The sequence below is a fragment of the Pseudomonas sp. P9_2 genome (assembly GCF_034008255.1).
Classification (GTDB): Bacteria; Pseudomonadota; Gammaproteobacteria; order Pseudomonadales; family Pseudomonadaceae; genus Aquipseudomonas; species Aquipseudomonas synxantha_A.
Genome location: NZ_CP125376.1, coordinates 5,055,314 through 5,081,744 on the forward strand (window position 1 = coordinate 5,055,314; position 26,431 = coordinate 5,081,744).

Annotated in this window: 23 protein-coding genes; 15 read left to right on the forward strand and 8 right to left on the reverse strand. The window is 59.4% G+C overall.

The window, feature by feature from the left end:
- Positions 1–22: 22 nt before the first annotated feature.
- On the reverse strand, positions 23–841 hold the full coding sequence (locus QMK52_RS22465) for a MaoC family dehydratase N-terminal domain-containing protein (RefSeq protein WP_005787900.1): 819 nt from the start codon (positions 839–841) through the stop codon (positions 23–25).
- Positions 842–972: 131 nt separating this feature from the next.
- Between QMK52_RS22465 and QMK52_RS22470 the strand changes: the two genes are divergently transcribed.
- The 3 genes from QMK52_RS22470 to QMK52_RS22480 all read left to right on the forward strand — a co-directional run bounded on the left by QMK52_RS22470 (position 973) and on the right by QMK52_RS22480 (position 4,623).
- Complete coding sequence (locus QMK52_RS22470; RefSeq protein ID WP_005787897.1) at positions 973–1,854, forward strand: LysR family transcriptional regulator; 882 nt, start codon at positions 973–975, stop codon at positions 1,852–1,854.
- 137 nt (positions 1,855–1,991) lie between these two features.
- Positions 1,992–3,815, forward strand: coding sequence for a serine hydrolase domain-containing protein (locus tag QMK52_RS22475; RefSeq protein WP_320403443.1), 1,824 nt, complete (start codon positions 1,992–1,994; stop codon positions 3,813–3,815).
- A gap of 16 nt (positions 3,816–3,831) precedes the next feature.
- Positions 3,832–4,623 carry a MipA/OmpV family protein gene (locus QMK52_RS22480; protein WP_320403444.1) on the forward strand — a complete coding sequence of 264 codons (792 nt, stop codon included), beginning with the start codon at positions 3,832–3,834 and terminating at the stop codon, positions 4,621–4,623.
- A gap of 50 nt (positions 4,624–4,673) precedes the next feature.
- Here QMK52_RS22480 and QMK52_RS22485 read toward each other — a convergent pair whose 3' ends face one another.
- Both QMK52_RS22485 and QMK52_RS22490 read right to left on the reverse strand, forming a co-directional pair.
- Complete coding sequence (locus QMK52_RS22485) at positions 4,674–5,951, reverse strand: ATP-binding protein (protein ID WP_320403445.1); 1,278 nt, start codon at positions 5,949–5,951, stop codon at positions 4,674–4,676.
- Positions 5,952–6,659 carry a response regulator gene (locus tag QMK52_RS22490; protein ID WP_194440580.1) on the reverse strand — a complete coding sequence of 236 codons (708 nt, stop codon included), beginning with the start codon at positions 6,657–6,659 and terminating at the stop codon, positions 5,952–5,954.
- 157 nt (positions 6,660–6,816) lie between these two features.
- Between QMK52_RS22490 and QMK52_RS22495 the strand changes: the two genes are divergently transcribed.
- Positions 6,817–8,016 (forward strand): MFS transporter, encoded by a 1,200-nt coding sequence (locus QMK52_RS22495; RefSeq protein WP_320403446.1) that lies wholly within the window; start codon positions 6,817–6,819, stop codon positions 8,014–8,016.
- Here QMK52_RS22495 and QMK52_RS22500 read toward each other — a convergent pair.
- On the reverse strand, positions 7,972–8,574 hold the full coding sequence (locus QMK52_RS22500; protein ID WP_005787889.1) for a tRNA-(ms[2]io[6]A)-hydroxylase: 603 nt from the start codon (positions 8,572–8,574) through the stop codon (positions 7,972–7,974). The two genes, QMK52_RS22495 and QMK52_RS22500, sit on opposite strands and share 45 nt — an antisense overlap.
- Before the next feature lie 147 nt (positions 8,575–8,721).
- Here QMK52_RS22500 and QMK52_RS22505 point away from each other — a divergent pair, with 147 nt between their 5' ends.
- Positions 8,722–9,585: a universal stress protein gene (locus tag QMK52_RS22505; protein ID WP_194440578.1), complete on the forward strand. Its 864-nt coding sequence runs from the start codon at positions 8,722–8,724 to the stop codon at positions 9,583–9,585.
- A 528-nt stretch (positions 9,586–10,113) separates the two neighbouring features.
- Here the strand turns inward: QMK52_RS22505 and QMK52_RS22510 are convergent.
- The gene (locus tag QMK52_RS22510) at positions 10,114–10,581 is read right to left on the reverse strand and encodes a DUF1289 domain-containing protein (protein ID WP_005787885.1); all 468 of its coding nucleotides are present in this window, start codon (positions 10,579–10,581) and stop codon (positions 10,114–10,116) included.
- A 396-nt stretch (positions 10,582–10,977) separates the two neighbouring features.
- On the opposite strand from QMK52_RS22510, the gene acnB reads away from it, so the two are divergent.
- Positions 10,978–13,587: a bifunctional aconitate hydratase 2/2-methylisocitrate dehydratase gene (gene acnB / locus QMK52_RS22515; protein ID WP_005787883.1), complete on the forward strand. Its 2,610-nt coding sequence runs from the start codon at positions 10,978–10,980 to the stop codon at positions 13,585–13,587.
- Between the two features lie 217 nt (positions 13,588–13,804).
- Here acnB and QMK52_RS22520 read toward each other — a convergent pair whose 3' ends face one another.
- Positions 13,805–15,082 (reverse strand): serine/threonine transporter, encoded by a 1,278-nt coding sequence (locus QMK52_RS22520; RefSeq protein WP_005787881.1) that lies wholly within the window; start codon positions 15,080–15,082, stop codon positions 13,805–13,807.
- Between the two features lie 553 nt (positions 15,083–15,635).
- Between QMK52_RS22520 and QMK52_RS22525 the strand changes: the two genes are divergently transcribed.
- The 7 genes from QMK52_RS22525 (at position 15,636) to QMK52_RS22555 (ending at position 21,699) form a co-directional block, all read left to right on the forward strand.
- Complete coding sequence (locus QMK52_RS22525) at positions 15,636–16,136, forward strand: DUF4822 domain-containing protein (protein ID WP_005787879.1); 501 nt, start codon at positions 15,636–15,638, stop codon at positions 16,134–16,136.
- 53 nt (positions 16,137–16,189) lie between these two features.
- Positions 16,190–16,624: a hypothetical protein gene (locus tag QMK52_RS22530; RefSeq protein WP_320403447.1), complete on the forward strand. Its 435-nt coding sequence runs from the start codon at positions 16,190–16,192 to the stop codon at positions 16,622–16,624.
- A gap of 145 nt (positions 16,625–16,769) precedes the next feature.
- A complete protein-coding gene (locus QMK52_RS22535; RefSeq protein WP_005787875.1) occupies positions 16,770–17,723 on the forward strand; it encodes a 2-hydroxyacid dehydrogenase in 954 nt (317 codons plus the stop codon).
- A 129-nt stretch (positions 17,724–17,852) separates the two neighbouring features.
- Positions 17,853–18,920 carry a phosphotransferase family protein gene (locus tag QMK52_RS22540; protein WP_005787874.1) on the forward strand — a complete coding sequence of 356 codons (1,068 nt, stop codon included), beginning with the start codon at positions 17,853–17,855 and terminating at the stop codon, positions 18,918–18,920.
- Between the two features lie 21 nt (positions 18,921–18,941).
- On the forward strand, positions 18,942–19,709 hold the full coding sequence (locus QMK52_RS22545) for an SDR family oxidoreductase (protein WP_005787872.1): 768 nt from the start codon (positions 18,942–18,944) through the stop codon (positions 19,707–19,709).
- Positions 19,710–19,779: 70 nt separating this feature from the next.
- Positions 19,780–21,213: a PLP-dependent aminotransferase family protein gene (locus tag QMK52_RS22550; RefSeq protein ID WP_194440577.1), complete on the forward strand. Its 1,434-nt coding sequence runs from the start codon at positions 19,780–19,782 to the stop codon at positions 21,211–21,213.
- An 84-nt stretch (positions 21,214–21,297) separates the two neighbouring features.
- Complete coding sequence (locus QMK52_RS22555; RefSeq protein ID WP_005787870.1) at positions 21,298–21,699, forward strand: cupin domain-containing protein; 402 nt, start codon at positions 21,298–21,300, stop codon at positions 21,697–21,699.
- Between the two features lie 351 nt (positions 21,700–22,050).
- Here QMK52_RS22555 and QMK52_RS22560 read toward each other — a convergent pair whose 3' ends face one another.
- A complete protein-coding gene (locus QMK52_RS22560; RefSeq protein ID WP_216091764.1) occupies positions 22,051–23,175 on the reverse strand; it encodes an IS481 family transposase in 1,125 nt (374 codons plus the stop codon).
- A gap of 224 nt (positions 23,176–23,399) precedes the next feature.
- Entirely contained in the window at positions 23,400–24,029 is a 630-nt protein-coding gene (locus tag QMK52_RS22565; RefSeq protein WP_320403448.1) for a DNA-3-methyladenine glycosylase I, read from the reverse strand.
- Positions 24,030–24,245: 216 nt separating this feature from the next.
- On the opposite strand from QMK52_RS22565, the gene QMK52_RS22570 reads away from it, so the two are divergent.
- Both QMK52_RS22570 and QMK52_RS22575 read left to right on the forward strand, forming a co-directional pair.
- Positions 24,246–25,571, forward strand: a complete 1,326-nt coding sequence (locus QMK52_RS22570; protein ID WP_177327440.1) for a C4-dicarboxylate transporter DctA — start codon at positions 24,246–24,248, stop codon at positions 25,569–25,571.
- Positions 25,572–25,729: 158 nt separating this feature from the next.
- Complete coding sequence (locus QMK52_RS22575; protein WP_005787865.1) at positions 25,730–26,431, forward strand: FadR/GntR family transcriptional regulator; 702 nt, start codon at positions 25,730–25,732, stop codon at positions 26,429–26,431.

The window sequence follows — 26,431 nt, forward strand, 5'->3', positions numbered from 1 at the left end:
CTCTCCGCCTGTTGTTCTTGGGTTATTCGAAATGCACCTGGGCGGTCTGCGCCAGACCTTCAGCGTTGCCAGCCCAAAGTTCTGCGACGCCGGTTGCGCTGATGCGCCCGCCTACTTCAAACGGCTGCGGTGCAATCAACGGGCGCACGCCGCGATAGATGAAACGGCGCAGCGTGGCTTCAGGGTGCGCCCGGCAGAACGCACGCAGGCTCAAGGTGGCGATCAGTGGGCCATGCACCACCAAGCCGCTGTAGCCTTCAGTGGCGGTGACATAGGGATAGTCGTAATGGATGCGGTGGCCGTTGAAGGTCACGGCGCTGTAGCGGAACAGCAGGGTTGGTGTCGGTTCCACCGCTTCTGTCCATTCGCCCCGAACCAGAACATCGCCGCTGCCGGGTTTGGGCGGCGTGGGCTCGCGATAGACGATGTCCTGTTCCTCGCGGATCGCCAGGCGCCCGGCCTGGGAATAGTCGTGGCGCACCGTGACAAACAACAGCGAACCGGTGCGACCGGTCTTTTCTTCGACCTGAGTGATGGTCGACACGCGGGTCGCCGCCTCGCCGGCCCGCAGCGGGTGCACAAACTCGATACGCCCACCGGCCCACATGCGATTACGGTTATCGGCCGGAGGCAGGAACCCGCCGCGCGCCGGGTGGCCATCGCTGCCCAGGGCCGACTCCGGCAGCGGGTCCTGGAAAAAGCACCATTGCCACAATGCGGGTACGGCTGCACCGTCGGCAGGCACCCCTTCACCGAACGTGGCGGCGATGCGCTTGAGCAGGTTATGGCTCAGGTGGTCGTGGGCGGTCTCGCTTCGGCCGATCCAATCAGTGGCGCTCATCGGGTGCAGATCCTCAGGCAGTGGGTGTCTGCTGCCGATCATGCAAGGGACTGCCCGTTCTGAGAATTTGCATTTCAATAAACCAGCGTTCGGTTATGCTGAACGCCGCCACCCTGTACCGGGAGTCTTGCATGCACTTTGATCTCGCCGACCTGCGCCTGTTTATCCATATCGCCGAATCCCCCAGCCTGACCCAGGGCGCCAGGCGCGCGTTTCTGTCGCCGGCTGCCGCCAGTGCGCGGATCAAGGCCCTGGAAGGTCAGCTCGATACTCGCCTGCTGTACCGCGACAGTCGTGGCGTGGAGATCACCCCGGCGGGCGAACGCCTGTTGCACCATGCGCGATTGATCATGCGTCAGGTGGATTACCTGAAAAGCGAGTTCACCCAATACGGCGTGGATTCAGCCGGGCATATCCGCATCTTCGCCAACACCACGGCGGTCACCGAGTTCTTGCCGGAAGTGCTGGCGGGCTTTTTGTCCCAGCGCCCAGGCGTGACCGTCGACCTGCAGGAGCGCCTGTCTCGGGACATCGTGCGCGGCGTACTCGATGGCACCAGCGACATGGGCATTATTGCCGGCCCCGTGGAAGCGGCGGGTTTGCAAGTTCTGCATTTCAGTACGGATGAATTGGTGCTGATGGTGCCCGTCGGGCATCCCTTGGCCGATCAGCCTTCGGTCACCCTCGAACAAACCCTCGCCTACCAGCATATCGGCCTGCATGAAGGCAGCACGCTGCTGAGTTTCCTGCGCGAACATGTCGAGCGCCTGGGCAAGCAGTTGTCGCTGCGCATCCAGGTGTCGAGCTTCGAGGCGATCTGCCGGATGGTCGAGGCCGGCGTGGGCATCGGGATCATTCCCGAGTCCGCCGCCCAGCGCCACAGCCGCACCATGCAGTTGGTGACGGTGAAGCTGGACGAGCCTTGGGCGATTCGCGAGCGCAGCATTCTGGTGCGCGAGCTGGAGGCATTGCCGGGGACCATTCGGGCACTGATCGCCACATTGATGCCCTGATCTTGTAGGCGCGAGCAAGCTCGCGCCTACAGTTGGCCGTTAACAATCTTTGACAGTTTCCCGACAAAGCAATCAAAGATTCTCAGCCCCCGCCGCCCTAGCATTCCAGCATCCAAATCATCATTCGGGTGCTCTTGATGTTTCGCAGACTGCGCGGTATTCCGCTATTGGGTTGCCTGCTGAGCAGTATCGGTTGCCACTCGCAACCGCCTGCTCCGCCGCCGATTCAAAAAGGCGATTACGGCGCGATCATCCGTTACCTGCAAACCCGCATACCCCGGGAGATGGTCCGGGAAAATGTGGCAGGCTTGTCGATTGCCCTGGTCAATGGCCAGGAGTTGATCTGGGCCCGAGGCTTTGGCCTGGCCGACAAGGCCCAGGGCGTGCCGGTGACGCCCAACACGGCGTTTCGCGCCGGGGGGATTTCCAAACTGATCACCGCCACGGCGGCGTTGCAGTTGGTGGAGCAACAGCGCCTGGCACTGGATGCACCGATCCAGCAAACCCTGCGTGAGTTTTACGTACGCTCGCGCTTTCATGACGACCAGGCCGAAGCAGATCGCGCCATCACGTTACGGCGTTTGCTCAGCCATCAATCCGGCCTGCCCAGTGAGCACCTGCGTGACCTGCACAGCACCTATGCCATGGGGCAGATGCCGATGCGCGTGTCGGGCGTATGGCTGAGCAGCCCGCCCGGTTTTCAGGTGGCCTATTCCAACCTCGGCTACTCGCTGGTGGGTGCCGCCATCGAGCGCAGCAGCGGCAAAAGCTTCGAAGCCCAGCTACAAAGCAGCCTCTTGACCCCCTTGCATATGAACCAGTCCAGTTTCCTCGGCACCGGTGCGCAATTGAGCTTTCGCGCCCTGGGTTATGAGGACGGCAACGCCAGCACCGACGCCCAGGTACGCGACCTTGCCGCCGGTGGCCTGTGGGCCAGCCCCAAGGATCTGAGTCACTACGTGCAGATGTTGTTTGCCAAAGGCACCTACAAGGGCAACCGCGTGCTGGGCAGCGCTTCAATAGATCAAATGTTCACCCAGCAAAACACCGGCAACGCCTTGGATTTTGACTGCCAGATGGGCCTGGGCTGGTTTCTGGCGCCATGCGGTGACGAGCCGATTACCCCTGGGGTGCGTACTTACCAGCACAGCGGCGGCGGCGATGATTTTGCCGCCCAGTTGACCCTGCTGCCGGACCAGCAACTGGCCGTGATCATCATGGCCAACGACAGCAATGCCGAAGAGATGGTGGTGTCGTTGGCCACCGACAGCCTGCGCCTGATGCTTGAGGCACACACCGGCGAGCGCGCCTGCGCCGACGACTGCCGGGCTCCCAGCCACGGTCTGAAACTGCGCCACGTGCCAGCGGCCGTCGACCGCAAGCGCCTGGCAGGGTTCTACGCGACCCCCTGGGGCATATTCCGTATCAAGGATGACCGTGAGCGCCTGGCCGGCGAACTGGCCGGCTACACCTTCGACTTGCTACGCGATGACCAGGGCTGGCTGCGTGCGCAGAAAAAGGTCATGGGTTTTTGGCTCAAGGACCTGGGCGACCTGGGTCGCATCCAGCTTGATGTAGTGACGGTACAAGGCCGGCAGATGCTCACGGCCCGCAGCCACGGCCAACGCATTGCCATCGGTGAGCGCATCGAGCCGCCGACCCTGTCTACGGCTTGGGCCGACACCATCGGCACCTATCAGGTACTCAATAGCCATGAACCCGACGCACCGTTGAGCGGTATCAGCGTGCGCCTGGAAGACGGCTTCCTGGTGATCCGCGGCCAATTGCACGACGAGCCACTGACTGACTACATCCTGCTGCCGGTCGACAACGCCCACGCGGTACTCGCCGGCACCGGCTACGGCCTGGGCGACACCGTCAGCCGCCAGGTCAACGGGCTGAGCGCTTCGGGTTATTCCTTCAAACGCACCCAGTCCCCCCACACACCCTTGAATTTCTAACCTGGAGAAACACCTGATGCACGCAAAAAACCTGTGCCTGTCAGTGACCTCACTGTGCCTGCTTGCCGCCGCCGACACGGCGCTTGCCGAAGACTGGCAATACAGCCTCAAGGCCGGCATAGCCAACGCCCCCCGCTACAGTGGCAGCGACGAACGCATGACGGCGCCTGTGCTGGGCGGCAAAATCATCAGCCCTTGGGGCGTCTTCCTCGACACTGATACGGGCCTGGGCTGGGGTTACGAAGGCAATGCCTTGAGCTTCAGCGCATACATTGGCGCAAGCGATTCGCGCAAGGATAAAAACGAAAGCATGCATGCCGGTTCCAAACGCCTCAAAGGCATGGGCGAGATCAAATCACGCCCGCAACTGGGGGTGAGTGCCGCCTACAACCTCGGCGGCGTGATCATCGGTGCCACCCTGGAACATGCGCTTGAAAAAGATAAACACAAGGACACCGGCAAGGCTTTTACCCACGTGGAGTTGAGCTTGGGTACCAATCTGTATGAGGGGCGCTTCGGTTCCGTCGATGCTGCCATCAACAGCCACTTTGGTGACCGTGACTACCTGCAGAACTGGTACGGCGTGACCACCGGCCAAGCCGCGCGCAGCCGCTTCAAGGGATATAAGGCCAGCGGCGGCAATATCAGCAATGGCATGAACCTTACGTGGAGCTTGCCAATCAGCGAGCACACACAGTTCTCGACGCTGCTGGATGTGCAGTACCTGGCGGATAAAGCGGGCAAGAGCCCGATTGTGGAGCGCCGCTTGCAGACGTCGGTGATGGGGATGGTGGAATACACCTTCTGATTCAAATTGGTAACCCAATCCAAATGTGGGAGGGGGGTATTCAAAAGGTGTTACTCGGCATACGCCCAGGTCATCCGAAACGACGCCCCGCCCCACTCCGAATCCAGCACTTCCACGTGCCCGCCATGCCACTGGCTGACGCGCTTGACCAACGCCAGGCCCAAGCCAAACCCTCCCGTGCGGCGGTCGCGGCTGGCGTCGAGGCGCAGGAAGGGTTCGAAGATCTTGGTGCGACCCTCCAGCGGCACGCCTGGGCCATCGTCATTGACCCGTACTTCATAGCCGTTGCCGAACTTGACCAGCGACACTTCCACGCGGCGATCGGCATAACGGATGGCGTTACGCAGCAGGTTGATCACCGCCCGCGCCATAAAGCGTGGCTCGATGCGGATAAAGTCGACCTCACAGGTACGCAGCGATAACTGCACCCCCTGTGCTTCGGCCTCCAGGGCCACACTGCCGATCACGCTGTCGAGCCAGCTGTGGGCTTCGATGTTCTCGCGGGTGACCTGGGTGGCACCGCGCTCCAGGCTGGCGTAGGTCAACAGTTCGGAAACCATTTCTTCCAGCTCGCCGAGGTCGGCATACATATCGGCAATCAACTCGCTGCTTTGGCCTGGATCGATCTGCTGGCGCAGTTGGTCAAGTTCAAACGACAAGCGCGCAATCGGCGTGCGTAGCTCATGAGATACGGCGTTGGTGAGTTCGCGCTGGTTGGCGATCAGGCTCTCGATACGCTCGGCCATCTGGTTGAAGTGCCCGGCCAGTTCGCGCACGGTGGAACGCCTTGGCAACAGGATGCGTGAGCCGAGGTCATTGTCACCAAAACGTTGCGCCGCCAGGCGGATATGCTCCAGGTCACGCCAGTGCGGGCGTACCCAGAAATACAGGACGATGGCCAGGCCTGCGCCCAGAAAGCCATAAGCCCACAAGTACAGCCATTTGGGTTCTTCCGGCAGCTGGATCTCCAGTAATTGCGGGCCGCCGTCAATCGCTGACAGGAACTTCATAAAATCCTCGCGTACCACCACTTGGTCACTCGCCAGGAGTTTCTGTTCGCGCTCGCTCAGGTGCTGGGCGTCGCGCTGCACCAGTTTCAGGCGCAAGCCATAATGCGGCTGCAGCTCATCCAGGCGTGCCTGGCGCGCCTCTCCCTGTACCGGTCGCAATTGTTCCACCAGGGCCCACGCCGGGCCGCGCAAGGCTTCACGGTTATACGTCTCGTTGGACTCGGGCATGTAAGCGTCCAGGCCATAGTTGACCAGCCAGACCGACCCGGCCAGGCCGAGCGCGAGGATCACATAGAGGCGCAGATACAAGCGCAGCATCTAAACCTCCCACGCGAACGGATTGAACAGGTAACCCTTGCCCCAGATGGTTTTGATGCACACCGGCTCGCGTGGGTTGTCGTTGAGCTTGCCGCGCAATTTGCTGATGTAGACGTCAACGCTGCGATTGAGGCCATCAAAGGCAATGCCACGCATACGGTTGAGGATGTCATCGCGCGAGAGGATCTTGCCCGAGCTGCTGGCCAGTAACCACAGCAACTCGAACTCCATGGTCGTCAGGTCGATGGTCTGACCGCCCAGGCTGACGCCCCGGCAGCTGCGATCAATCGACAAGCGGCCGAACTCCAGGGCACCCCGCGCCGCGGGCTCGGGCACCTGGCGGCGCTGCAACGCACGCAAACGCGCAAGCAGCACTGGCGGCTTGATCGGCTTGATCACGTAATCGTCAGCCCCGGACTCAAGGCCCAGGATATGGTCCAGATCGTCTTCCTTGGCTGTCAGGATCACGATGGGCGTGTCTGACACAGTGCGAATTTCGCGGCAAACATGCAGCCCGCTCTGGCCTGGCAGCATCAAATCGAGCACGACAATCCTGGGTTTGAAGTCCAGGAACGCTGCCAGGGCTTCATCGCCCCGGTGCACGACACGCACCTCAAAACCATGCTGCGACAGGAACTGCGCGATCAGCCCCGCCAGCTTTTCATCGTCCTCAACGAGCAGGACCTTGCCCAGACCCAGGTTTTCCATAAGTTCTCAGTGTAGAAACGCAGATTGAAGTGCGCGCATTATAGGTGGCAAGCAGGCGCACAGAAGCAGCTGGCCAGTACGAGCCGATGAAGCTTCATGCTTTTAAGAGTTTTTAACAAATAGCCTGCAATCTTTAACGCCATTCACAAGGAGTTGTATGCGCAAGGATTACCTGGCGTTCTTCGTTTCGCTGTTCCTCTCGCGGCTGGCCGACCAGATCCTGCTGTTCATCGTGCCGCTGATCGTGTTCCAGACCACGCAAAGTGTGTCGTGGGCGGGCCTGGCGTTTTTTGTCGAATCGCTGCCGCGCTATCTGGCATTTCCGGTGTGCGGAGCCTTGTGCGACAGGTTTTCACCCGTACGCATTCTGCATATCAGCCAGGTGTATCGCGCGCTGGCCTGCGTGGTGGCGGTGGCGCTGTATGGGCTGTTCGACGGGATCCATTGGCTGGTGATGCTGTCCGCGTTGTGCGGGGTATTGACCACTCAGGGCATCATGGCGCGGGAGGTGGTGATGCCGCATGTCTTCCAGCATTACACCTACGCCAAGACCTTGTCCTATTCGCAGATTGCCGACCAGAGCGGCCTGGTGCTCGGGCCGTTGCTGGCAGCGCTGATGCTGCAGGTTTGGGCCTGGCCCTGGGTGGTGCTGGCCATCGCCGCACTGTTTGTTCTCGCTGACCTGGCAATGCTGATCTGGCAGCGCAACACCACGGTGAGCCTGCAAAGCCATGGGCAGCCCCCGGGTATCTGGCTGCAACCGCTGCGCACCGCGTTTGGCCACATCCGCAACCTGGTGGAACTCAAGCGCATCATCATTCTGGCCGTCGGCGTGAACCTGATTATCGGGGTCACACTGGCCACCTCGGCCGCCATGGTTACCGGCCAATACGCCGCCGACAAGGATGCCTACGCCCTGCTGCAAGCCGCCGGCGCGCTGGTCACCATCGGGATTCTGTTTTACCTGGCGCGCTCGTCATTGCCGTTGAAAGTGATGGGTGGGCTGTCGTATTCGATGATTGCAGTCGGCGCACTGATCACCGCCGTCAGCCCCGGTGTGTGGGCGTATGCCGTGGGCTTTTTGCTGGTGACGGGCTTTGACAAGATGTTCAACGTGTACCTGCGCAGCACCCGTCAAAAAGTGATCCCGGTGCAGGATTTCGGCAAGACGGTAGGCGTGATCACCTTGCTCAACAACCTGCCACAGCCCTTGGCAGGCCTGATGATCGCCGTGCTGGCAGCGCCGTTGGGCACGCAAACGGTGATTCTGCTGCTCGCCGGGATCACCGCCTTGATCGGCGTGGCGGTGGCCTCAGGCTGGCACGCCACTGTGAAAGCGGAACTCGATGTCCGGTGATTCGATCAGTTCCTGCTCGGCGGCACGCACCCGTTCGATGACTTGGGCAATGTCCTTGGCGTCGCCATACTGGTAGGCCAGCTTCAAATAACCCTGGAAGTGCCGGGCTTCGCTTTTGAGCAAACCGAAGTAGAACTTGCCGAGCTCTTCGTCCAAATGCGGCACCAATGCTTCGAAACGCTCGCAGCTGCGTGCTTCGATAAAAGCACCGACTACCAGGGTGTCCACCAGCTTGACCGGCTCATGGCTGCGCACCACCTTGCGCAAACCCGAGGCATAGCGGCCCGCGTGCAGTTGGCGCAGTTCGACCTTGCGCTTTTTCATCAGGCGCATGACTTGCTCGTGGTGCACCAGTTCTTCGCGGGCCAGGCGCGACATCATATTGATCAGGTCAACATGGCCGTGGTACTTGGCCATCAAGCTCAGGGCGGTGCTGGCGGCTTTGAATTCGCAGTTCTTGTGGTCGATCAGCAGGGTGTCCTGATCGGCCAGGGCGGCCTGGACCCAGGCGTCGGGGGTGCGGCAGCCGAGGAATTCATGGATTTCGGGCAGGTTCATCGGGCTCACGGGCAAAGGATCACAAAAGGGCGCCGATTATACCGACCCCGCCGCAGACCACCAGCCACCGGCCTTGATGTGCATCAACATGACGTCTGGCGGGCAGCAACTATAGTTGTTGCATGCCCCTTCCTGGAGAACCCGATCATGCAAGCCATCCGCAGCATCCTGGTGGTCATCGAGCCCGAACACTCGGAAAGCCTGGCCCTCAAGCGTGCCAAGCTGATTGCCGGGGTGACCGACGCGCACCTGCATTTGCTGGTCTGCGACAAGAAACACGAGCATTCGGCGCTGTTGAGTGTGCTCAAGGAGGGTTTAAAGAACGACGGTTACAGCGTCACCACCGAACAGGCGTGGAACGACAGCCTGCATGACACCATTATCGAGGTGCAGCAAGCCGAAGGCTGCGGCCTGGTGATCAAACAGCATTTTCCCGACAGCCCGCTGAAAAAAGCCCTGTTGACGCCGGCGGACTGGAAGCTGCTGCGCTACTGCCCCACGCCGGTGCTGTTGGTCAAGACCGCTACGCCATGGGCGGGCGGAGTGATTCTGGCGGCCATCGATGTGGGCAATACCGACAGCGAACACCGCTCACTGCACAATGCGATCATCGACCATGGTTTTGATATCGCCAGCCTGGCCAAGGCGCAACTGCATGTGATCAGCGCCCACCCGTCGCCGATGCTGTCGGCAGCCGACCCGACCTTCCAGCTCAAGGAAACCATCGAGGCGCGCTATCGCGAACAATGCAAGGCATTCCAGGACGAGTTCGACGTGGACGACAGGCACCTGCATATCAAGGAAGGCCCGGCCGATGTGCTGATCCCGCATATGGCCCATCAGCTGCACGCGGCGGTGACCATCATCGGCACCGTGGCCCGCACCGGGATTTCGGGGGCGTTGATCGGTAATACAGCGGAGGTGGTGCTGGATGCGGTGGAAAGTGACGTGCTGGTGCTCAAGCCGCAGACGTTGATGGATCACCTGCAAGAGCTGGCAACCAAACCCTGACACCGACCCTTCAGGCAATGAAGATCAAATGTGGGAGCTGGCTTGCCTGCGATTGCGGTGGGTCAGCTGGCGCATTTGCTTCTGATACACCGCTATCGCAGCATGGGTATCTACACAACTCTGACGTAGCAACCATCAGTAACCACGATGCGAAGCGAGCCGCTCTTGATCTGCTTTTGATCTCAGGCGCCCCGTCAAACCACGCTGGCCGGAATTCGACAGGGATTTGGGGGGTAAACCGGCAGGGATGCCGGTTTAGCCGCCCCGCGCCATGGATGGCGCGTGGCGGCGGCCCCCCAAATCCATGGCGGATTACGGGCACACCGAGCCACAGCGAGGTGCCGAGTGGTGGGGCGAAGGCCTTTTGCTTACTTTTGGGCCTCTCCAAAAGTGAGTCGCTGTAAGAGCGAAACCATAAGCGGCCGTTACCGCAGCAACGGATATGTACTCGGTCTGATCCAACATCCTTGTCGGCTGTCAGGCCGCCTTCGCAGGCAAGCCAGCTCCCACATTGAGCTCGTCAGTCAGTTAGCCCAGCGCATCTTTCAAGAATCCCGGGGCGATATAGCGCTGGTAATGCGCTTCAGAGAGGATAAAGAACTCCCGATCAATCGCATCGCGCAGGTCCGGCAAGGGCCAGTCGCGAAACTCCGGCAACAGCACCATGCCGTACGCCTCAAGGTTATTGATCACCCGCGCCCCGCGTGCGATCAACTGGTAGGCCCAGCAATACTCGGACTGGTGCGGCACGAAGCGAATCTTGCGTTGCTCCAACTGCCCGCGCAGGGTCTTGGGGTCAAACACCTCCACTTTGCCGGCCATCACCTGGACCAGCAGTTGCTCAAGCCTGAGCCAGACTGCACGCTTTTCTTCTTCGTTATAGCCATTCCACTGGATCACTTCGTGGTGGAAGCGCTTGCAGCCGCGGCACACGAGATCGCCGTAGACCGTGGAGCACAGGCCGACGCAGGGGGTCTTGATGGTTTGGTTGGACATGGGCGACAACACGCAAATCAGCGAAACAGTGCGCCATGTTAGCCCTTTGTCTAAGGTTGATCACCCAGCAAACTTGGCCAGGCAACTTACCTTTAGATTTTTTTTGCCGTAGAATCACCCGGCCTTGTAAGGCGCCAATAATCCGCTGGAAGCTGTTTTCAAAGCGTCACGAGCACAGTCGTTCCTTCAGAACGGTGTTGGCGTGGTTTCGACCCGGTAGGTCAGAGCCCACGCCAACCCTCATCAGCTCCGTTCTGCAGGCGTAAAACTTTGAAAGCAGCTTCTGTAAAGGAATGCCGGCAGCGCTGGCTTTGCGGCCCAAAAAGCCCCTGAGCGCATGCGTGCCGTTCATTTCTGGATGAGCGTCCCGTGGGACCACTGATGAGGGTAATAACTGTGCTTGAAGCCTACCGCAAACATATCGAAGAGCGTGCAGCACTGGGTATCGTTCCCCAGCCGCTTAACGCCGAACAAACCGCAGGCCTGGTCGAGCTGCTGAAAAATCCTCCGGCTGGCGAAGAAGAATTCCTCGTTGACCTGATCACCAACCGCATTCCACCAGGCGTTGACGAAGCTGCCTACGTCAAGGCCGGTTTCCTGTCTGCCCTGGCCAAGGGCGAAGCGACTTCCCCCCTGATCGACAAGAAACGCGCTGTTGAACTGCTCGGCACCATGCAAGGCGGCTACAACATCGTGACGTTGGTCGAGCTGCTGGACGACGCCACCCTGGCGCCCGTCGCGGCCGCCCAACTCAAGCACACCCTGCTGATGTTCGATGCGTTTCACGACGTCGCCGAAAAAGCCCGCAACGGCAACGAACACGCCAAAGGCGTGATCCAGTCCTGGGCTGACGGCGAGTGGTTCCGCAACCGCCCTACCCTGGCCGACAAGATCAGCCTGCGCGTGTTCAAGGTCACCGGCGAAACCAACACCGACGACCTGTCCCCGGCGCCGGACGCCTGGTCCCGCCCTGACATCCCGCTGCACGCCCTGGCCATGCTGAAAATGGCTCGTGAAGGCATCGTGCCGGACGAGCAAGGCAAGACCGGCCCGATGAAGCAGATCGAAGAAATGCGCGGCCAAGGCTTCCCTATCGCCTACGTCGGTGACGTGGTCGGTACCGGTTCGTCGCGCAAGTCGGCCACCAACTCGGTACTGTGGTTCTTCGGTGACGACGTGCCTTACGTGCCGAACAAGCGTGCCGGCGGTTTCTGCTTCGGCAGCAAGATCGCTCCGATCTTCTACAACACCATGGAAGATGCTGGCGCACTGCCAATCGAATTCGACGTCACCAACATGAACATGGGCGACGTGATCGACCTGTACCCTCATGCTGGCAAAGTTTGCAAACACGGCACCGACGAAGTCCTGACCACCTTCGAAATGAAGACTCCGGTACTGTTGGACGAAGTTCGCGCCGGCGGCCGTATCCCGCTGATCATCGGTCGCGGCTTGACCGACAAGGCCCGCGCCGAACTGGGCCTGGGCCCTACCGACCTGTTCAAGCTGCCTGAAGCGCCTGTCGACACCGGCAAAGGCTTCACCCTGGCACAGAAGATGGTCGGCAAGGCGTGCGGCCTGCCAGAAGGCAAAGGCGTTCGTCCTGGTACCTACTGCGAGCCGAAGATGACCACCGTGGGCTCCCAGGACACCACCGGTCCAATGACCCGTGATGAACTGAAAGACCTGGCGTGCCTGGGCTTCTCGACCGACCTGGTGATGCAGTCGTTCTGCCACACCGCGGCGTACCCGAAGCCGATCGACGTGACCACCCACCACACCCTGCCTGACTTCATCATGACCCGTGGCGGTGTATCGCTGCGTCCGGGCGACGGTATCATCCACAGCTGGCTCAACCGTATGCTGCTGCCGGACACCGTCGGTACCGGTGGTGACTCCCACACCCGTTTCCCGATGGGCATCTCGTTCCCGGCCGGTTCCGGTCTGGTGGCGTTTGCCGCAGCCACTGGCGTGATGCCACTGGACATGCCGGAATCGATCCTGGTGCGCTTCAAAGGCAAGATGAAGCCTGGCATCACCCTGCGTGACCTGGTTCATGCCATTCCTTACTACGCGATCCAGGCTGGCCTGCTGACCGTAGAGAAGAAAGGCAAGAAAAACGCCTTCTCCGGCCGCATCCTGGAAATCGAAGGCCTGAACGACCTGACGCTGGAACAGGCTTTCGAGCTGTCCGACGCCTCGGCTGAACGTTCGGCTGCCGGCTGCACCATCAAGCTGTCCAAAGAGTCCGTTACCGAGTACCTGAATTCCAACATCACTCTGCTGCGCTGGATGATCGGTGAAGGCTACGGCGATGCCCGCACCCTGGAACGTCGCGCCCAAGCGATGGAAGCCTGGGTTGCCAACCCGGAACTGATGGAAGCCGATGCCGACGCCGAATACGCCGAAATCATCGAGATCGACCTGTCGGAAATCAACGAGCCGATCCTCTGCGCGCCTAACGACCCGGACGATGCCCGTCTGCTGTCCAGCGTTGCCGGTGAGAAGATCGACGAAGTGTTCATCGGTTCGTGCATGACCAACATCGGTCACTTCCGCGCTGCCGGCAAGCTGCTGGAGCAGGTCAAGGGCCAGCTGCCGACTCGTCTGTGGCTGTCGCCGCCGACCAAGATGGACGCTCACCAGTTGACCGAAGAAGGCTACTACGGCATCTACGGAAAGGCTGGCGCACGCATGGAAATGCCGGGCTGCTCGCTGTGCATGGGTAACCAGGCACGTGTTGAGCCGAATTCGACCGTTGTGTCGACCTCGACCCGTAACTTCCCGAACCGCCTGGGTGACGGTGCAAACGTCTACCTGGCATCGGCCGAACTGGCGGCAGTGGCCTCTACCCTGGGTCGCCTGCCGACTGTCGAAGAGTACATGGGCTACGCAGCGAAACTGGACACCATGGCCAGTGACGTCTACCGCTACCTGAACTTCGACCAGATCGCCGAGTTCCGCAAGATCGCAGCAAGCGCCAACATCCCGGTGATTCAAGCTTAAGGGTGTGTTGATGTGAAAGACGCCGCGTATCGCAAGGTACGCGGCGTTTTTTATGCCTGGAACTAACCTTTACTGCCAACACAAAACCAATGTGGGAGCTGGCTTGCCTGCGATAGCGGTGTATCAGTCATGAATGTAATGACTGACACATAGCTATCGCAGGCAAGCCAGCTCCCACACTTTTAGAGCTGTGCAGTCAGATAGACCGCATCAGGGCTCAGGCAACCAGCGAATACACCAATGCCGTAATCGCCACCAGGCCGACGGCGGTGACAAACACATTCGATGCCTGCCCACGGTACTTGGCCATGGCCGGCACCTTGCGGATCGCATACATCGGCATCAGGAACAGGATCGACGCAATCACCGGCCCACCCAAGGTCTCGATCATACCGAGGATGCTTGGGTTAAGCGTGGCGACAATCCAGCACACCACCAGCATGAAGGCGGCGGTCATGCGGTCCAGGGTCTTCGGTGCCGGGCGGCGACCGGTCTTGACCACGAGCCCCTTGAGACCCTCGCTGGCGCCGATGTAGTGGCCCAGGAACGACTTGGCAATCGCCACGAACGCAATCAACGGTGCCGCAAAGGCGATGGTCGGGTTGTCGAAGTGGTTGGCCAGGTAGGACAGGATCGACAGGTTCTGCGCTTTCGCCTCGGCCAGTTGTGCGGGCGACAGGGTCAGCACGCAACTGAACACGAAGAACAGCACCATCGCCACCATCAGCAAGTGAGCGCGGGACAAGATCTGCGAACTGCGCTCCTCGGCGTGTGCGCCGTACTGGCGTTTCTGGTCAACCGCGAAAGCCGAGATGATCGGCGAATGGTTGAACGAGAACACCATCACCGGAATCGCCAGCCACAGCGTATTGAGCAGCGCCGACGGTGCTGGCACCTCGCTGGCAGTGCTGAGAATACCGCCATTCCAGTGCGGCACCAGGTACACGGCCAGGAACAGCAAGGCGACGATAAACGGATACACCATCAGGCTCATGGCCTTGACGATCACTTGCTCGCCGCAGCGCACCACGGCCAGCAGGCCGAGGATCAGCACAAACGCCAGGATCGCACGAGGCGGCGGCATGATGTGCAGTTGGTGTTCCATGAAGCTGCTCACGGTATTGGTCAGTGCCACGCTGTAGATCAGCAGGATCGGGAAGATCGCGAAGAAATACAGCAAGGTGATCAACGCACCCGCCTTGATACCGAAATGCTCTTCGACCACGTCGGTGATGTCTGAGCCTTCACGGCCAGACAGCACGAAACGGGTCAGCCCACGGTGGGCAAAGAACGTCATCGGGAACGCCAGTAACGCCAGGATCACCAGCGGCCAGAAGCCCCCCAGGCCCGCGTTGATTGGCAGAAACAAAGTACCGGCGCCAATGGCGGTACCGAATAGCCCGAGCATCCAGGTGGTGTCCTGGCGGCTCCAGCTTGTGAGGGTTGCAGGTGTCGTTGCATAGCGTTCGTCGACGCTATTGGCCTGATCATTCATCCGGTCGGATCTCCGCATTCACACGGCCAGCACGAGTCAGAAAAACCTGACAGGCAGCGCCCTGGCCGTAACAAGGGCCGGATTGTCCGGGATTCTCTTGAATAAGCAAAGACTTAGCTGAGGAACGGCAATGCAGTGCAAAGGCTGGAAGGCAGCCCATGGGCGGCTCAGTTGATTCGACGCCAGATGTCCACCGCCTTTACCCACCTCACGAACGCCCCTGCCAGCGGGGCATTGGGAGGGGCGATCACACAAGGCCGGCGAAGCTTTGTTTAAATAAACGCCGTCACTCAAAGTTCGCCAGTGGGGAGCCGCTGACAGAAACCCAATATCAATTAAAGTTAAACACCCTCACATATAAGAAAGTTCTTACATACAGTTAACCAACGCCTCTCGATTGAAACTCTAATGATTACGGCATTTGTTGCAAGGGTTTTCCCAGGCATTGAGACCCCCTTCTATCACGTCTATATTCCAGTCCAGTTCAAAAAAAACAAAGGTATCTAAACCCACCACAGCAGAATTAAAAACCTCACTCTTCAGGAGCGACTTGATGAACAAACACAACCTTATTTTCTCCCTGATACTTGCCACCGGAATACTCAGCCCATTGGCCAGTCAAGCACAACCGGCAGTAGAAAACTCAGACGCAAGTGCCCTGGGTACATCCCCCCGCTGGCTGACGACAAAAGTTTATATAGAAGGCGCCCCGGAGATCGACGTAAAGGACAAGTACCCAGGTGTCGTTGGAATATCAGTGTGGGACCCTGAACGGAATCGCTACGAATTTTTCTACACCGATACCGGGCTATCAAAATATGACAACGGCGGCGGCGGTTACTTCATGGTAACGGGTGACAAGAAAAACCATATCCTGATACCGGATAAAGGTGCAACGAGAACCATCGTCAGAAAACTTGAGACGTTGAACAATCAGGAATTCACTTATTCTCGTGAAGTGCCGCGCGACATGATCGACGCCAACCCTCTTGTTCGAATACATGTGGTTCATGCGCCCTATACCGGATCAGTCAAAACCACCCCCACCCACTAACCCTCAATACTCATCCCACGAGTAGCGACAATACTCATAAAAGGCCTCAGTCAATGAAAACACTATTAAAGCCTTTATTGGCGTCTGTTTTATTGCTCTCTACCCTTGTTTCAGGCGGCCTTCATGCGCAGGTTTCCACGCCAGGAAAACCTGTCGCCATCAGCGCTGACAATGCAGTCATGTTGACCGTCTTCCTCAAACATGACCAATCTCGCAACTTGAACGAAATAAGAACAAAACTCACCGAACAGGAACTCTTTAAAGTATTCCCTCCTGAAGGGGTAGAGATTGTCAGTTGGAACATCGCCATGGGGATCGGTCACGTCATCGTTCTACGCTTCCCCGCCTCGCGCCTGCGGGAAGTCAATCTCGCCATCGAACGCTCTGCATGGGGGCCCTTCAGGACGGAGTTCTTTCCTACCTACGATTACATGGACATCGTAGCTGCCGAACAGAGCAAGGTACGCAAGCCCATAGCCGCTAAATAATTCGCACGCGTGCAAACAGCGTCTCCCGCTCGCCGAGACGCTGGCACTTTTCGCAAAATCAGGGGCGCTTTCTCAGCGCCCTCAGCATTTCGCGCAACAAAAATGCAGCATACTCCGAGCATCGAACTCACCGGAGAGCTGCCCCATGCCCACCACCGTTCTAGTCCTGGTTGAAACCATCAACGAATACCTGCAAATCATCGAGAGCAATGACTTTCATGTGATTCTGGCGCCGACGCCCGCCGAACGCGCTCAGGCGATCAAGTTGCACGGTGGGCAGATCAAGGCCGTGCTGACCCGTGGTCCGCTGGGGTTGTACGCTGATGAAATCGCGGCACTGCCGTTGCTGGAAATCATCTGCGTGATCGGTGCCGGCTACGAACATGTGGACCTGCAGGCCGCGAGCAATCGTGGGATCGTGGTGACGAACGGCGCCGGGGTGAATGCGCCGTCGGTGGCCGACCATGCCATGGCGTTGCTGCTGTCGCTGGTGCGTGGCATTCCCCAGACGGATGCGGCAGTGCGGCGCGGCGAATGGCCGAAAGTGATGCGCCCTTCCCTGAGCGGTAAACACCTGGGGATTCTCGGGCTGGGCGCGGTGGGTATGGAGATCGCCCGGCGCGCCGCCCTGGGGTTCGGCATGGAGGTCAGTTATCACAACCGCCAACCCCGCGATGACGTAGATTACACCTACTGTGCGACGGCCGTGGAGCTGGCGCGCACCTCGGACTTCCTGGTGCTGGCCACGCCCGGCGGTGCCAGCACCCGTCACCTGATCGACCGCCATGCCCTGGACGCCTTGGGGCCACACGGTTTTCTGGTCAACATCGGCCGCGGCAGCGTGGTAGTGACCGCCGACCTGGTCGCCGCGCTGGAGCAGCGCCGCATCGGCGGCGCCGCGCTGGATGTGTTTGACGATGAGCCCGCGGTGCCCGATGCCCTCAAGCGCCTGAGCAATACCGTGCTGACCTCCCACGTGGCCGGTCTGTCCCCGGAAGCGGCCCATGACACGGTGCAGCGCGTCGCTGATAACCTGGTGGAATACTTTGCCGGCCGCCCCGTGCTTACACCGGTAGCCTTGCCAGCGCCCGCAAAATGACCGATCAGGCACGCTGATCACCGTTCAACACGCTAACCTATTAAGCCGCCCCGACCTTGTCGCTGGGCGGCGGTGCGCATTAGATTAGGAAATAGTCCACGGCCTTTAGAATAAGCAGAAGGGATAAGCATGGCGCTGAACGACCAATCGACCCAGATTCGCCCCGGCGAAGAACTTGATGCCAGCCTGATCGATCCCTACCTCAAGGCCCACATTCCGGGCTTGAACGGCACGCCTGCGATCAGTCAGTTTCCCGGCGGGGCATCGAACCTGACCTACCTGCTGGAATACCCAGGCCAGGAATTCGTGCTGCGTCGCCCGCCGTTTGGCCACAAGGCCAAGTCCGCCCACGACATGGGCCGCGAATACCGCATTCTCAACCAGCTCAAAGATGGTTTTCCGTATTGCCCCAAGGCATACGTGCACTGCACCGATGAATCAGTGATCGGTGCCGAGTTCTATGTGATGGAACGGGTCAACGGCATTATCCTGCGCTCTGACCTGCCGCCCGAACTGGGCCTGGATGCGGCCAAGACTCAAGCGCTGTGCAAAAGCTTTATCGACAAGTTCGTCGAACTGCATCAAGTCGACTACAGCGCCTGCGGCCTGGCCGACCTGGGCAAGCCTGAAGGCTACGTGGCGCGGCAGATTCGTGGCTGGAGCGAGCGCTACGAAAAAGCCCTGACCCCTGATGCGCCAAAATGGGAAGCGGTGCGCGCCTGGCTCAACGACAAAATGCCAGCCGACTCGCCCACATCCAGCATCGTGCATAACGACTACCGCTTCGATAACGTGATCCTCGACCCGCATAACCCGATGCAAATCATCGGTGTGCTGGATTGGGAACTGACCACCCTGGGCGACCCGCTGATGGACCTGGGCAACACCCTCGCGTACTGGATCGAAGCCGCAGACCCGGCGCCGGTGCAACTGATGCGGCGCCAGCCGAGCAACGCTCCGGGGATGCTCACCCGCCGTCAGTTTGTCGACTACTACGCCGAGCGCTCGGGGCTTGCGATCGACAATTTCGATTTCTATTACACCTACGGGCTGTTCCGGCTGGCCGGCATCGTGCAGCAGATCTACTACCGTTTTTTCCACGGCCAGACCCAGGACAAACGCTTTGCGCAGTTCATCCACATGAACAAGCTGCTGGAGCAAATGAGCCTGAATGTCATTGGCAAATCAGCGCTCTGATCGCAACCACAAGGAACCTTTATGTCCAAGACCAACCTGTTTGACCTTGACGGCAAGATTGCCTTCGTTTCCGGCGCCAGCCGTGGTATCGGCGAGGCCATTGCCAAGCTGCTGGCCCAGCAAGGCGCCCACGTGATCGTCTCCAGCCGCAAGCTGGAAGGTTGCCAGCACGTCGCCGACGCGATCATTGCCGACGGCGGCAAGGCCACGGCGATTGCCTGCCATATCGGTGAAATGGAGCAGATTACCCAGGTGTTCGCCGGCATCCGCGAACAGTTCGGCCGCCTGGATATTCTGGTCAACAACGCCGCCACCAACCCGCAGTTCTGCAACGTGCTGGATACCGACCTTGGCGCATTCCAGAAGACCGTCGACGTAAATATCCGCGGTTACTTCTTCATGTCGGTGGAAGCCGGCAAGCTGATGCGCGAGAACGGCGGCGGCAGCATCATCAACGTGGCGTCGATCAACGGCATTTCGCCGGGCGTGTTCCAGGGCATCTACTCGGTCACCAAGGCTGCCGTGATCAACATGACCAAGGTGTTCGCCAAGGAATGCGCAGCGTTCGGCATCCGTTGCAACGCACTGCTGCCGGGCCTGACCGATACCAAGTTCGCCTCGGCGCTGGTCAAGAACGACTCGATCCTGAAAGTGGCCCTGGCGCAGATCCCCCTCAAGCGCGTGGCCGAACCCAGCGAAATGGCCGGCGCGGTGTTGTATCTGGCCAGCGATGCGTCAAGCTACACCACCGGTGTGTCGTTGAATGTAGACGGCGGTTTCCTGTCCTGACACTGCCTGGTTTCTTCAGATCGATTTGCGCGTAACCTTGGCGCGGATCGATCTGTCTCCAGGATGAAACATGGAACTGCACCTCGTCATCAAGGGCCGCAAGGACCTGGCTGCCCAGCTTTATCAGCAACTGCGCGAAGCTATCGCCACCGGGCGACTGTCGGCGGGAGCGCAACTGCCACCGAGCCGACTGCTCGCCGAACAACTGGGCGTATCACGCAAGACAGTGTCGGATACCTACACCACCCTCACGTACGAAGGCCTGCTGATCGGCAAGATCGGCCGCGGCACTTTCGTCAATGCGTGGGCGCCCCAACCCGATCGTGTACAAACCGCCACCGACCTGGCCTGCGCCGCCAACCTGGGCAAGTGGGCAGCACTGCCCTCGCCCATGGGCCACCCTTCCCGTGAGGGTATCCTGCGCTACGAATTTATCGGCGGCGCGACTGCACGCAACCAATTCCCCCAGGACGAATGGCGACGCTGCACCCAGGATGCGCTGCGTCGTATCGCCCAGAACAGTGGTTTCTACAGCCAACCGGAAGGGTTACCGGCATTGCGCGAGGCCATCGCCGGGCATATCGCGTTTTCCCGAGGGGTCAAATGCCGCGCCAGCGATATCGTGGTCACCAATGGCGCGCAGCAGGCGCTGGACCTGATTGCCCGCGTGGTGCTGGAACCCGGCAGCATGGTCGCGATGGAAGACCCAGGCTATAGCCCCGCACGCCAAATGTTCGTAGCGATGGGCGCCAGCGTTGCCAGCGTGGCCGTTGATGAACAGGGCATCCAGGTCGATCAGATCCCCGATGGCACCCGTCTGATCTACGTAACCCCGTCCCACCAGTTTCCACTCGGCATGCCGATGAGTCAGAAGCGCCGCCAGGCGCTGCTGGACCGCGCAATCGAGCTGGGAGCGATCATCATCGAAGACGACTACGACAGCGAATTTCGCTACGAAGGGCGCCCCACCGACTCCCTGCAAAGCCTGGACACCCGAGGCGTGGTCACCTACGTCGGGACCTTTTCCAAAACCCTGTTGCCCGAGTTGCGCCTGGGCTACGCGGTGCTGCCGCCAGCGATCTATGGCGCGGTGCTCAAGGCCAAGCAGTTGACCGACCAGCACAGCTCTACCCTGCCGCAGTGGGCATTGGCCAAGTTCATCAGCGAAGGCTACCTGCTCAAGCATATTCGCCGTTGCCACAGCATCTATGCGGGGCGTCGCGAACGAATACTGCAGCGTCTAGCGGGCGATCTGTCACCGTGGTTCGAGGCGGTTCCGACGGTGGCGGGCTTTCACCTGGCGGCATTGTGCAAGGTGGCGTTGAATATCCCCTTGCTGATAGAACAGGCGCGTCAGGTCGAGGTGGGGTTGTACCCTCTGGACGTATTCTTCCACGACGTGCCATTACGCTCGGGGCTGATTTTCGGCTTCGGCGCCATCGAGACCCTGGACATCGACCCGGCGCTGGACAAGGTGCGCGATATTCTCCGGCAGATTGGCTAAGGGGTTTTCCGGCGTATTGGTCATTGGTGGCGTACAGGCTACGGCGTAGGGTGAAGAGGTCTCGAACTACGCGGAATCCTGATCATGAAACGATTGCTCGCCACCACGCTGATGCTCACCTCCCTCAGCGCATTTGCCCACGACCCGGTATACAACCAGGAAACGCTCAAGGTGCTGCAGGAGCACGCCTTGACCAACGTGCCCGGCAAGAAAACCATCATGCTCACCGTGGACTATGCCCCCGGCCAGGCCACCGTGCCCCATAGCCACACCGGCACTGCGGTGGCTTATGTGCTGCAAGGCGCGATCACCTCGCGGGTCAACGATGAAAAGGCGATCACCTACAAGGCCGGGGAATCGTTCTATGAACCGGCAGGCTCACGACACTTTGAATCAAGCAATGCCAGCCAGACCCAACCGGCCAGGCTGCTGGTGGTGATGGTGCTGGATGACAAGGCTGAGGTACTCACCCCGCTTCCCAAATAATCAGCAACACCCCAAAACCCATGTGGGAGTTGGCTTGCCTGCGATAGCCATAGGTATCTACACAACTCTGTAGCGCTCAACGGTAACCACGATGCGAAGCGAGCCGCTCTTGATCTTGATCTGCTTTTGATCCTAGGCGCCCCGTTAAACCACGCTGGCCGGAATTCGACAGGGATTTGGGGGGTAAACCGGCAGGGATGCCGGTTTAGCCCCCAAATCCATGGCGGATTACGGGCACACCGAGCCTAGGCGAGGTGCCGAGTGGTGGGGCAAGAGCGTTTTGGTTACTTTTGCGCTTTTTGTATAGACCGGACACATGGTGGACACATGTGCGGGGACATGGTTGACACATTATGGGCCATAGTCAGGTTTGCTCAGGTCGATCGTTCTTAGAAAGTGATGGCAGAAGTAAACATCAAAGAGACCGTCTTTTTCAGGGTTAGGTCGTATTCCGATGTGATGACCATTCAGGCCCTTGGCGATGCTGAAATAGCGTTTCTGAAAACGAAATCGGCTGTGATACGCCTTGATCGACACATCATCCGGCCCGTACTCGAAGGGTGATAACTGCTGCGGGTAAGCCCAAGGGCTGGACCGATACCGGTCCATGGGCACCTTGTAGTCCAGTGCTTGATGAGGACGCTGCAGGTTATAAACCTCACGCCACTGATCAAATGCGGTTTGAGCCTCCTTGATCGTGGAAAATTGCCGTCCATTAAGCACCTCCGCCTTGAGTGATCGATGAAAGCGCTCGATCTTTCCGTTGGTTTGAGGGTGATAGGGGCGACTGAAACTGATCCGGATTCCCAAGCTAATCAACCAGATACTTAACTCTGTGATTTCACCGGGGTTGCGCGGCGATCCCCATGGAGGACCGTTATCAACATTGATACGAGCGGGCAATCCGAAGCGTTGGAATACCTCAATCATCTTCTCCTTCACTGTGCCCCCGCGTTCGTTATCACACGCCTGAATAGCTAAATTGAATCGCGAGTGATCATCCAACAAGGTCAGGGGATGGCATCGACCTTCTTGAGTTGCGAAATGCCCTTTGAAGTCCATCTGCCAAAGGTCGTTAGGCGCATCGTGTTCAAATCTCAGCTTTGCTTCCTGTTCCTTCTGAACGGGCTGAATCAGGTCGTGTCGGTGCAGCACGTTAGTTACTGTGCTGGGAGCAATTTGCTTTTTCAAGATGCTGCTGATTGTGCGTCCGCCCCAGGCCGGATGTTCCTGCCTGAGCGCTACGACCTCCGCCTCCAGGGCCGCATTGGTCAGTTTGGGACTGGTAGCTGGTTTTCGGGACTTTTCTTGCAGCCCCGACTGCCCTTGCATCTCGTATCGTTTGAGCCATTTATAGGCCGTTTGCGGGCTGATGCCGAAGCGTCGACACAGTTCTCTTTTATTACTGCCGGGCTGCCGTGCTAAGGCAACGAACTCTTCTTTCAGGCTCATGGTATCTCTCGTGTTCCAAGGCATGATGGCTTTCCGGCGAAGTTGGCTCGCCGAAAAGTGTCCACCATGTCCCCGCACACCCGTCAACCATGTGTCCGGTCCGTACACGCTTTTCAAAAGTGACCCGCTGTCAGAGCGGAACCCTAAGTGGCCGTTACCGCAGGAATGAATATGTACTCGGTATAGCGGTGTCGCCTGTCAGGCCGCTTCGCAGGCAAGGCAGCTCCCACAGTTTTAACCGTGTCTGGTCAGGGACGTTTGAATAGGTCGCGCTGGTGTTCAATGCGCAGCCGGCATTCGCAACCCTCCAGATGATCATTGACCATCCCCATCGCCTGCATCAACGCATACATCGTGGTCGGGCCGACGAAGGTCCAGCCGCGTTTCTTCAGGGCCTTGGACAAGCGCATCGAAGCCGCTGAGGTCGGATTGGCCGTCCAGTAAGCCATGTCCACCACTGCCGGGCGTTCGGCTTCGCCGGGTTCGAATGTCCATAACCAGCGTGCCAGCGAGCCGGTTTCTTCCACCAGCTCACAGGCCCGGCGCGCATTGTTGATGGTGGAGACGATCTTGGCGCGGTTACGCACGATCCCCGGATCCGTCATCAAGCGCTCGATATCCGACTGGTCATATTGCGCGACCTGGCGAAAATCAAATCCGTGGAACGCCTGCCGAAAATATTCACGCTTGCGCAAGATCGTGATCCACGCCATCCCCGCCTGAAAGCCCTCCAGGCAGATTTTCTCGTACAACTGGATGTCATCCGCCACCGGCACGCCCCATTCGTGGTCGTGGTAATGGAGGTATTCCGGGGCGGCGTTGCGCCAGCTGCAATGGGTACGTCCTGCGGGGTCGGTTGTCAGCCCTGGTTGATCCATCCATCACCTCGTGTGCCGTGGGCCGATGATACGCAAAAAACTTTAAAGCCCGTCAACCGCTCAAGCACCGTACTTACCGACCAACTGGTCAGACCGGGACCTGTCAACCGCTGAATATTTACTTGTTGTTTGAAAAAAACCGAGCGTAGACTGGCCGCGCACTGGACTTACCGGTAAGACCACAACAATTAAGCCCTGGAACCACCAGGGCACCGAATAGAGATCCCTCCCATGCTCAGATGGTGCTCGCGTTCGATTTTCCTGCAAGTCGTGATTGGCCTGATGCTCGGCATCGCCTGCGGCCTGGCCCTTCCCGAATTTTCCTCACAACTCAAACCCCTGGGCGACGGCTTTATCAAGCTGATCAAAATGCTGATCGGCCTGATCGTGTTCTGTGTCGTGGTCAGCGGTATTTCCGGCGCCGGCGATTTGAAGAAGGTCGGGCGTATCGGGCTCAAGTCGGTGATCTACTTTGAAGTGCTGACCACCGTCGCCCTGGTGCTTGGCCTGATCATGGCCTTCAGCACCGGCATCGGCAGCGGCGCCAATATTCACCTTGAGCAACTCTCTTCCGCCGGCTTGAATGAGCTGGCCGACAAGGGCCAGCACATCAAGGGCACCAGCCAGTTCCTGATGGACCTGATTCCCAACTCGGTGATCGGTGCGTTTGCCGATAACAACGTGTTGCAGGTGCTGCTGTTCTCGGTGCTGTTCGGCAGTGCGCTGAACCTGGTGGGCGAAGCGGCCAGCGGTATCTCGCGGCTGATCAATGAGCTTAGCCATGTGATCTTCCGCATCATGGGCATGATCGTGCGCCTGGCGCCGATTGGCGTATTCGGTGCCATCGCGTTCACCACCAGCACCTACGGCCTGGACTCGCTGCAACACCTGGGCAGCCTGGTTGGGCTGTTCTACCTGACGTGCTTTGCCTTTGTCGCGCTGATCCTCGGGCTGGTAATGCGCTTGTCCGGCCTGCGGATGCTGCCGCTGCTCAAGTACCTGCGCGAAGAGCTGCTGATCGTGATGGGCACCGCTTCGTCCGACGCTGTGCTGCCGCAGATCATGCGCAAGCTGGAACATTTGGGCATTGGCAGTTCCACCGTGGGTTTGGTAATTCCCACCGGGTACTCGTTCAACCTCGACGGTTTTTCGATCTACCTGACCCTGGCCATCGTGTTTATCGCCAACGCCACCGGTACACCGTTGTCGATGACCGACTTGCTGACCATCCTCCTGGTATCGTTGATCACCTCCAAAGGCGCCCACGGCATTCCGGGCTCGGCACTGGTGATTCTAGCGGCGACACTCACGGCGATCCCGGCAATTCCGGTGGTGGGCCTGGTGTTGGTGCTGGCGGTGGACTGGTTCATGGGTATCGGTCGTGCGCTGACCAACCTGATCGGCAACTGCGTGGCTACCGTGGCGATTGCTCGCTGGGAAAAAGATATCGATATCCAGCGTGCCAACAAGGTGCTCGACGGTCAGCAGGGTTATGCCTTTCAGGCCAAGAAGCCGGTGCTGCCGGCGCATCAGGAGTTCTAGGACAACACCCATCCAATGTGGGAGCTGGCTTGCCTGCGATAGCGGTGAGTCAGCGTCAAATGTAGTGCCTGACACTCAGTCATCGCAGGCAAGCCAGCTCCCACATTGGCCCTTTGCCAGACTGAATACTGTATGAGCAACATCAAGGAGCCTTCGACGTGATCAGCACTTCAACCGTCGTCAATTCAGTGGTAGAAAAACTGCGCGCCGCCCTGGCGCGAGGCCAGTGGCGCCGCGGTGAAATGCTGCCCGGTCAACGCGAACTGGCCGAACAGCTGGGCATCAGCCGCCCGAGCCTGCGTGAAGCGGTGATCGTGCTGGAGACCTTGGGCCTGGTGCGTTCCATGCCGGGCAAAGGTGTGGTGGTACTGGAAACCAGCGTCAGCGAGCCGCAGTCGAACGACGCGGTGGCCGACGCCAGCCTGGAAGACATCCTGCAACTGCGCTATACCCTCGAACCCTTCATCGTCGGCCTGGTCGCCCAGTCCATCAGCAGCAAGGAAATCGGCCAACTGCGCCTGACGCTGATGGACATGCGCGAAGCCCTGGATGCCGGCGACGCCGAGGCGGGCATGAACGCCTACATCGACTTTCACGAAGAACTGTTTGCCCTGACCTCCAACCCGATTTTCCAGAACGTGGTGCAGCAAACCAGCACCGCGCTCAAACAAAGCGCCCAGGTATTGCGCAACTCCCCTGAACACCTGGCCGAACGCCTGCAAGAGAACGAAGCCGTGGTACGCGCCATCCGCAACAAGAACAGCGCCCTGGCCAGTGCCGAAATGCGTCGGCACATCCTGCAGGAAGGCTTGCGCATGGGCATTCGCTTGAATATCCCGGATGACCATCTGGGCAGCTGA

What these genes read in the sequence shown, in the direction of transcription:
- QMK52_RS22475 (WP_320403443.1), top strand. Translation starts at nt 1,992, where the DNA reads ATGTTTCGCAGACTGCGCGGTATTCCGCTATTGGGTTGCCTGCTGAGC.
- QMK52_RS22490 (WP_194440580.1), bottom strand. Translation starts at nt 6,659, where the DNA reads ATGGAAAACCTGGGTCTGGGCAAGGTCCTGCTCGTTGAGGACGATGAA.
- QMK52_RS22525 (WP_005787879.1), top strand. Translation starts at nt 15,636, where the DNA reads ATGAACAAACACAACCTTATTTTCTCCCTGATACTTGCCACCGGAATA.
- QMK52_RS22480 (WP_320403444.1), top strand. Translation starts at nt 3,832, where the DNA reads ATGCACGCAAAAAACCTGTGCCTGTCAGTGACCTCACTGTGCCTGCTT.
- QMK52_RS22545 (WP_005787872.1), top strand. Translation starts at nt 18,942, where the DNA reads ATGTCCAAGACCAACCTGTTTGACCTTGACGGCAAGATTGCCTTCGTT.
- QMK52_RS22465 (WP_005787900.1), bottom strand. Translation starts at nt 841, where the DNA reads ATGAGCGCCACTGATTGGATCGGCCGAAGCGAGACCGCCCACGACCAC.
- QMK52_RS22540 (WP_005787874.1), top strand. Translation starts at nt 17,853, where the DNA reads ATGGCGCTGAACGACCAATCGACCCAGATTCGCCCCGGCGAAGAACTT.
- QMK52_RS22535 (WP_005787875.1), top strand. Translation starts at nt 16,770, where the DNA reads ATGCCCACCACCGTTCTAGTCCTGGTTGAAACCATCAACGAATACCTG.
- QMK52_RS22555 (WP_005787870.1), top strand. Translation starts at nt 21,298, where the DNA reads ATGAAACGATTGCTCGCCACCACGCTGATGCTCACCTCCCTCAGCGCA.
- QMK52_RS22510 (WP_005787885.1), bottom strand. Translation starts at nt 10,581, where the DNA reads ATGTCCAACCAAACCATCAAGACCCCCTGCGTCGGCCTGTGCTCCACG.
- QMK52_RS22485 (WP_320403445.1), bottom strand. Translation starts at nt 5,951, where the DNA reads ATGCTGCGCTTGTATCTGCGCCTCTATGTGATCCTCGCGCTCGGCCTG.
- QMK52_RS22495 (WP_320403446.1), top strand. Translation starts at nt 6,817, where the DNA reads ATGCGCAAGGATTACCTGGCGTTCTTCGTTTCGCTGTTCCTCTCGCGG.
- QMK52_RS22550 (WP_194440577.1), top strand. Translation starts at nt 19,780, where the DNA reads ATGGAACTGCACCTCGTCATCAAGGGCCGCAAGGACCTGGCTGCCCAG.
- QMK52_RS22500 (WP_005787889.1), bottom strand. Translation starts at nt 8,574, where the DNA reads ATGAACCTGCCCGAAATCCATGAATTCCTCGGCTGCCGCACCCCCGAC.
- QMK52_RS22565 (WP_320403448.1), bottom strand. Translation starts at nt 24,029, where the DNA reads ATGGATCAACCAGGGCTGACAACCGACCCCGCAGGACGTACCCATTGC.
- QMK52_RS22560 (WP_216091764.1), bottom strand. Translation starts at nt 23,175, where the DNA reads ATGCCTTGGAACACGAGAGATACCATGAGCCTGAAAGAAGAGTTCGTT.
- QMK52_RS22505 (WP_194440578.1), top strand. Translation starts at nt 8,722, where the DNA reads ATGCAAGCCATCCGCAGCATCCTGGTGGTCATCGAGCCCGAACACTCG.
- QMK52_RS22470 (WP_005787897.1), top strand. Translation starts at nt 973, where the DNA reads ATGCACTTTGATCTCGCCGACCTGCGCCTGTTTATCCATATCGCCGAA.
- QMK52_RS22520 (WP_005787881.1), bottom strand. Translation starts at nt 15,082, where the DNA reads ATGAATGATCAGGCCAATAGCGTCGACGAACGCTATGCAACGACACCT.
- QMK52_RS22530 (WP_320403447.1), top strand. Translation starts at nt 16,190, where the DNA reads ATGAAAACACTATTAAAGCCTTTATTGGCGTCTGTTTTATTGCTCTCT.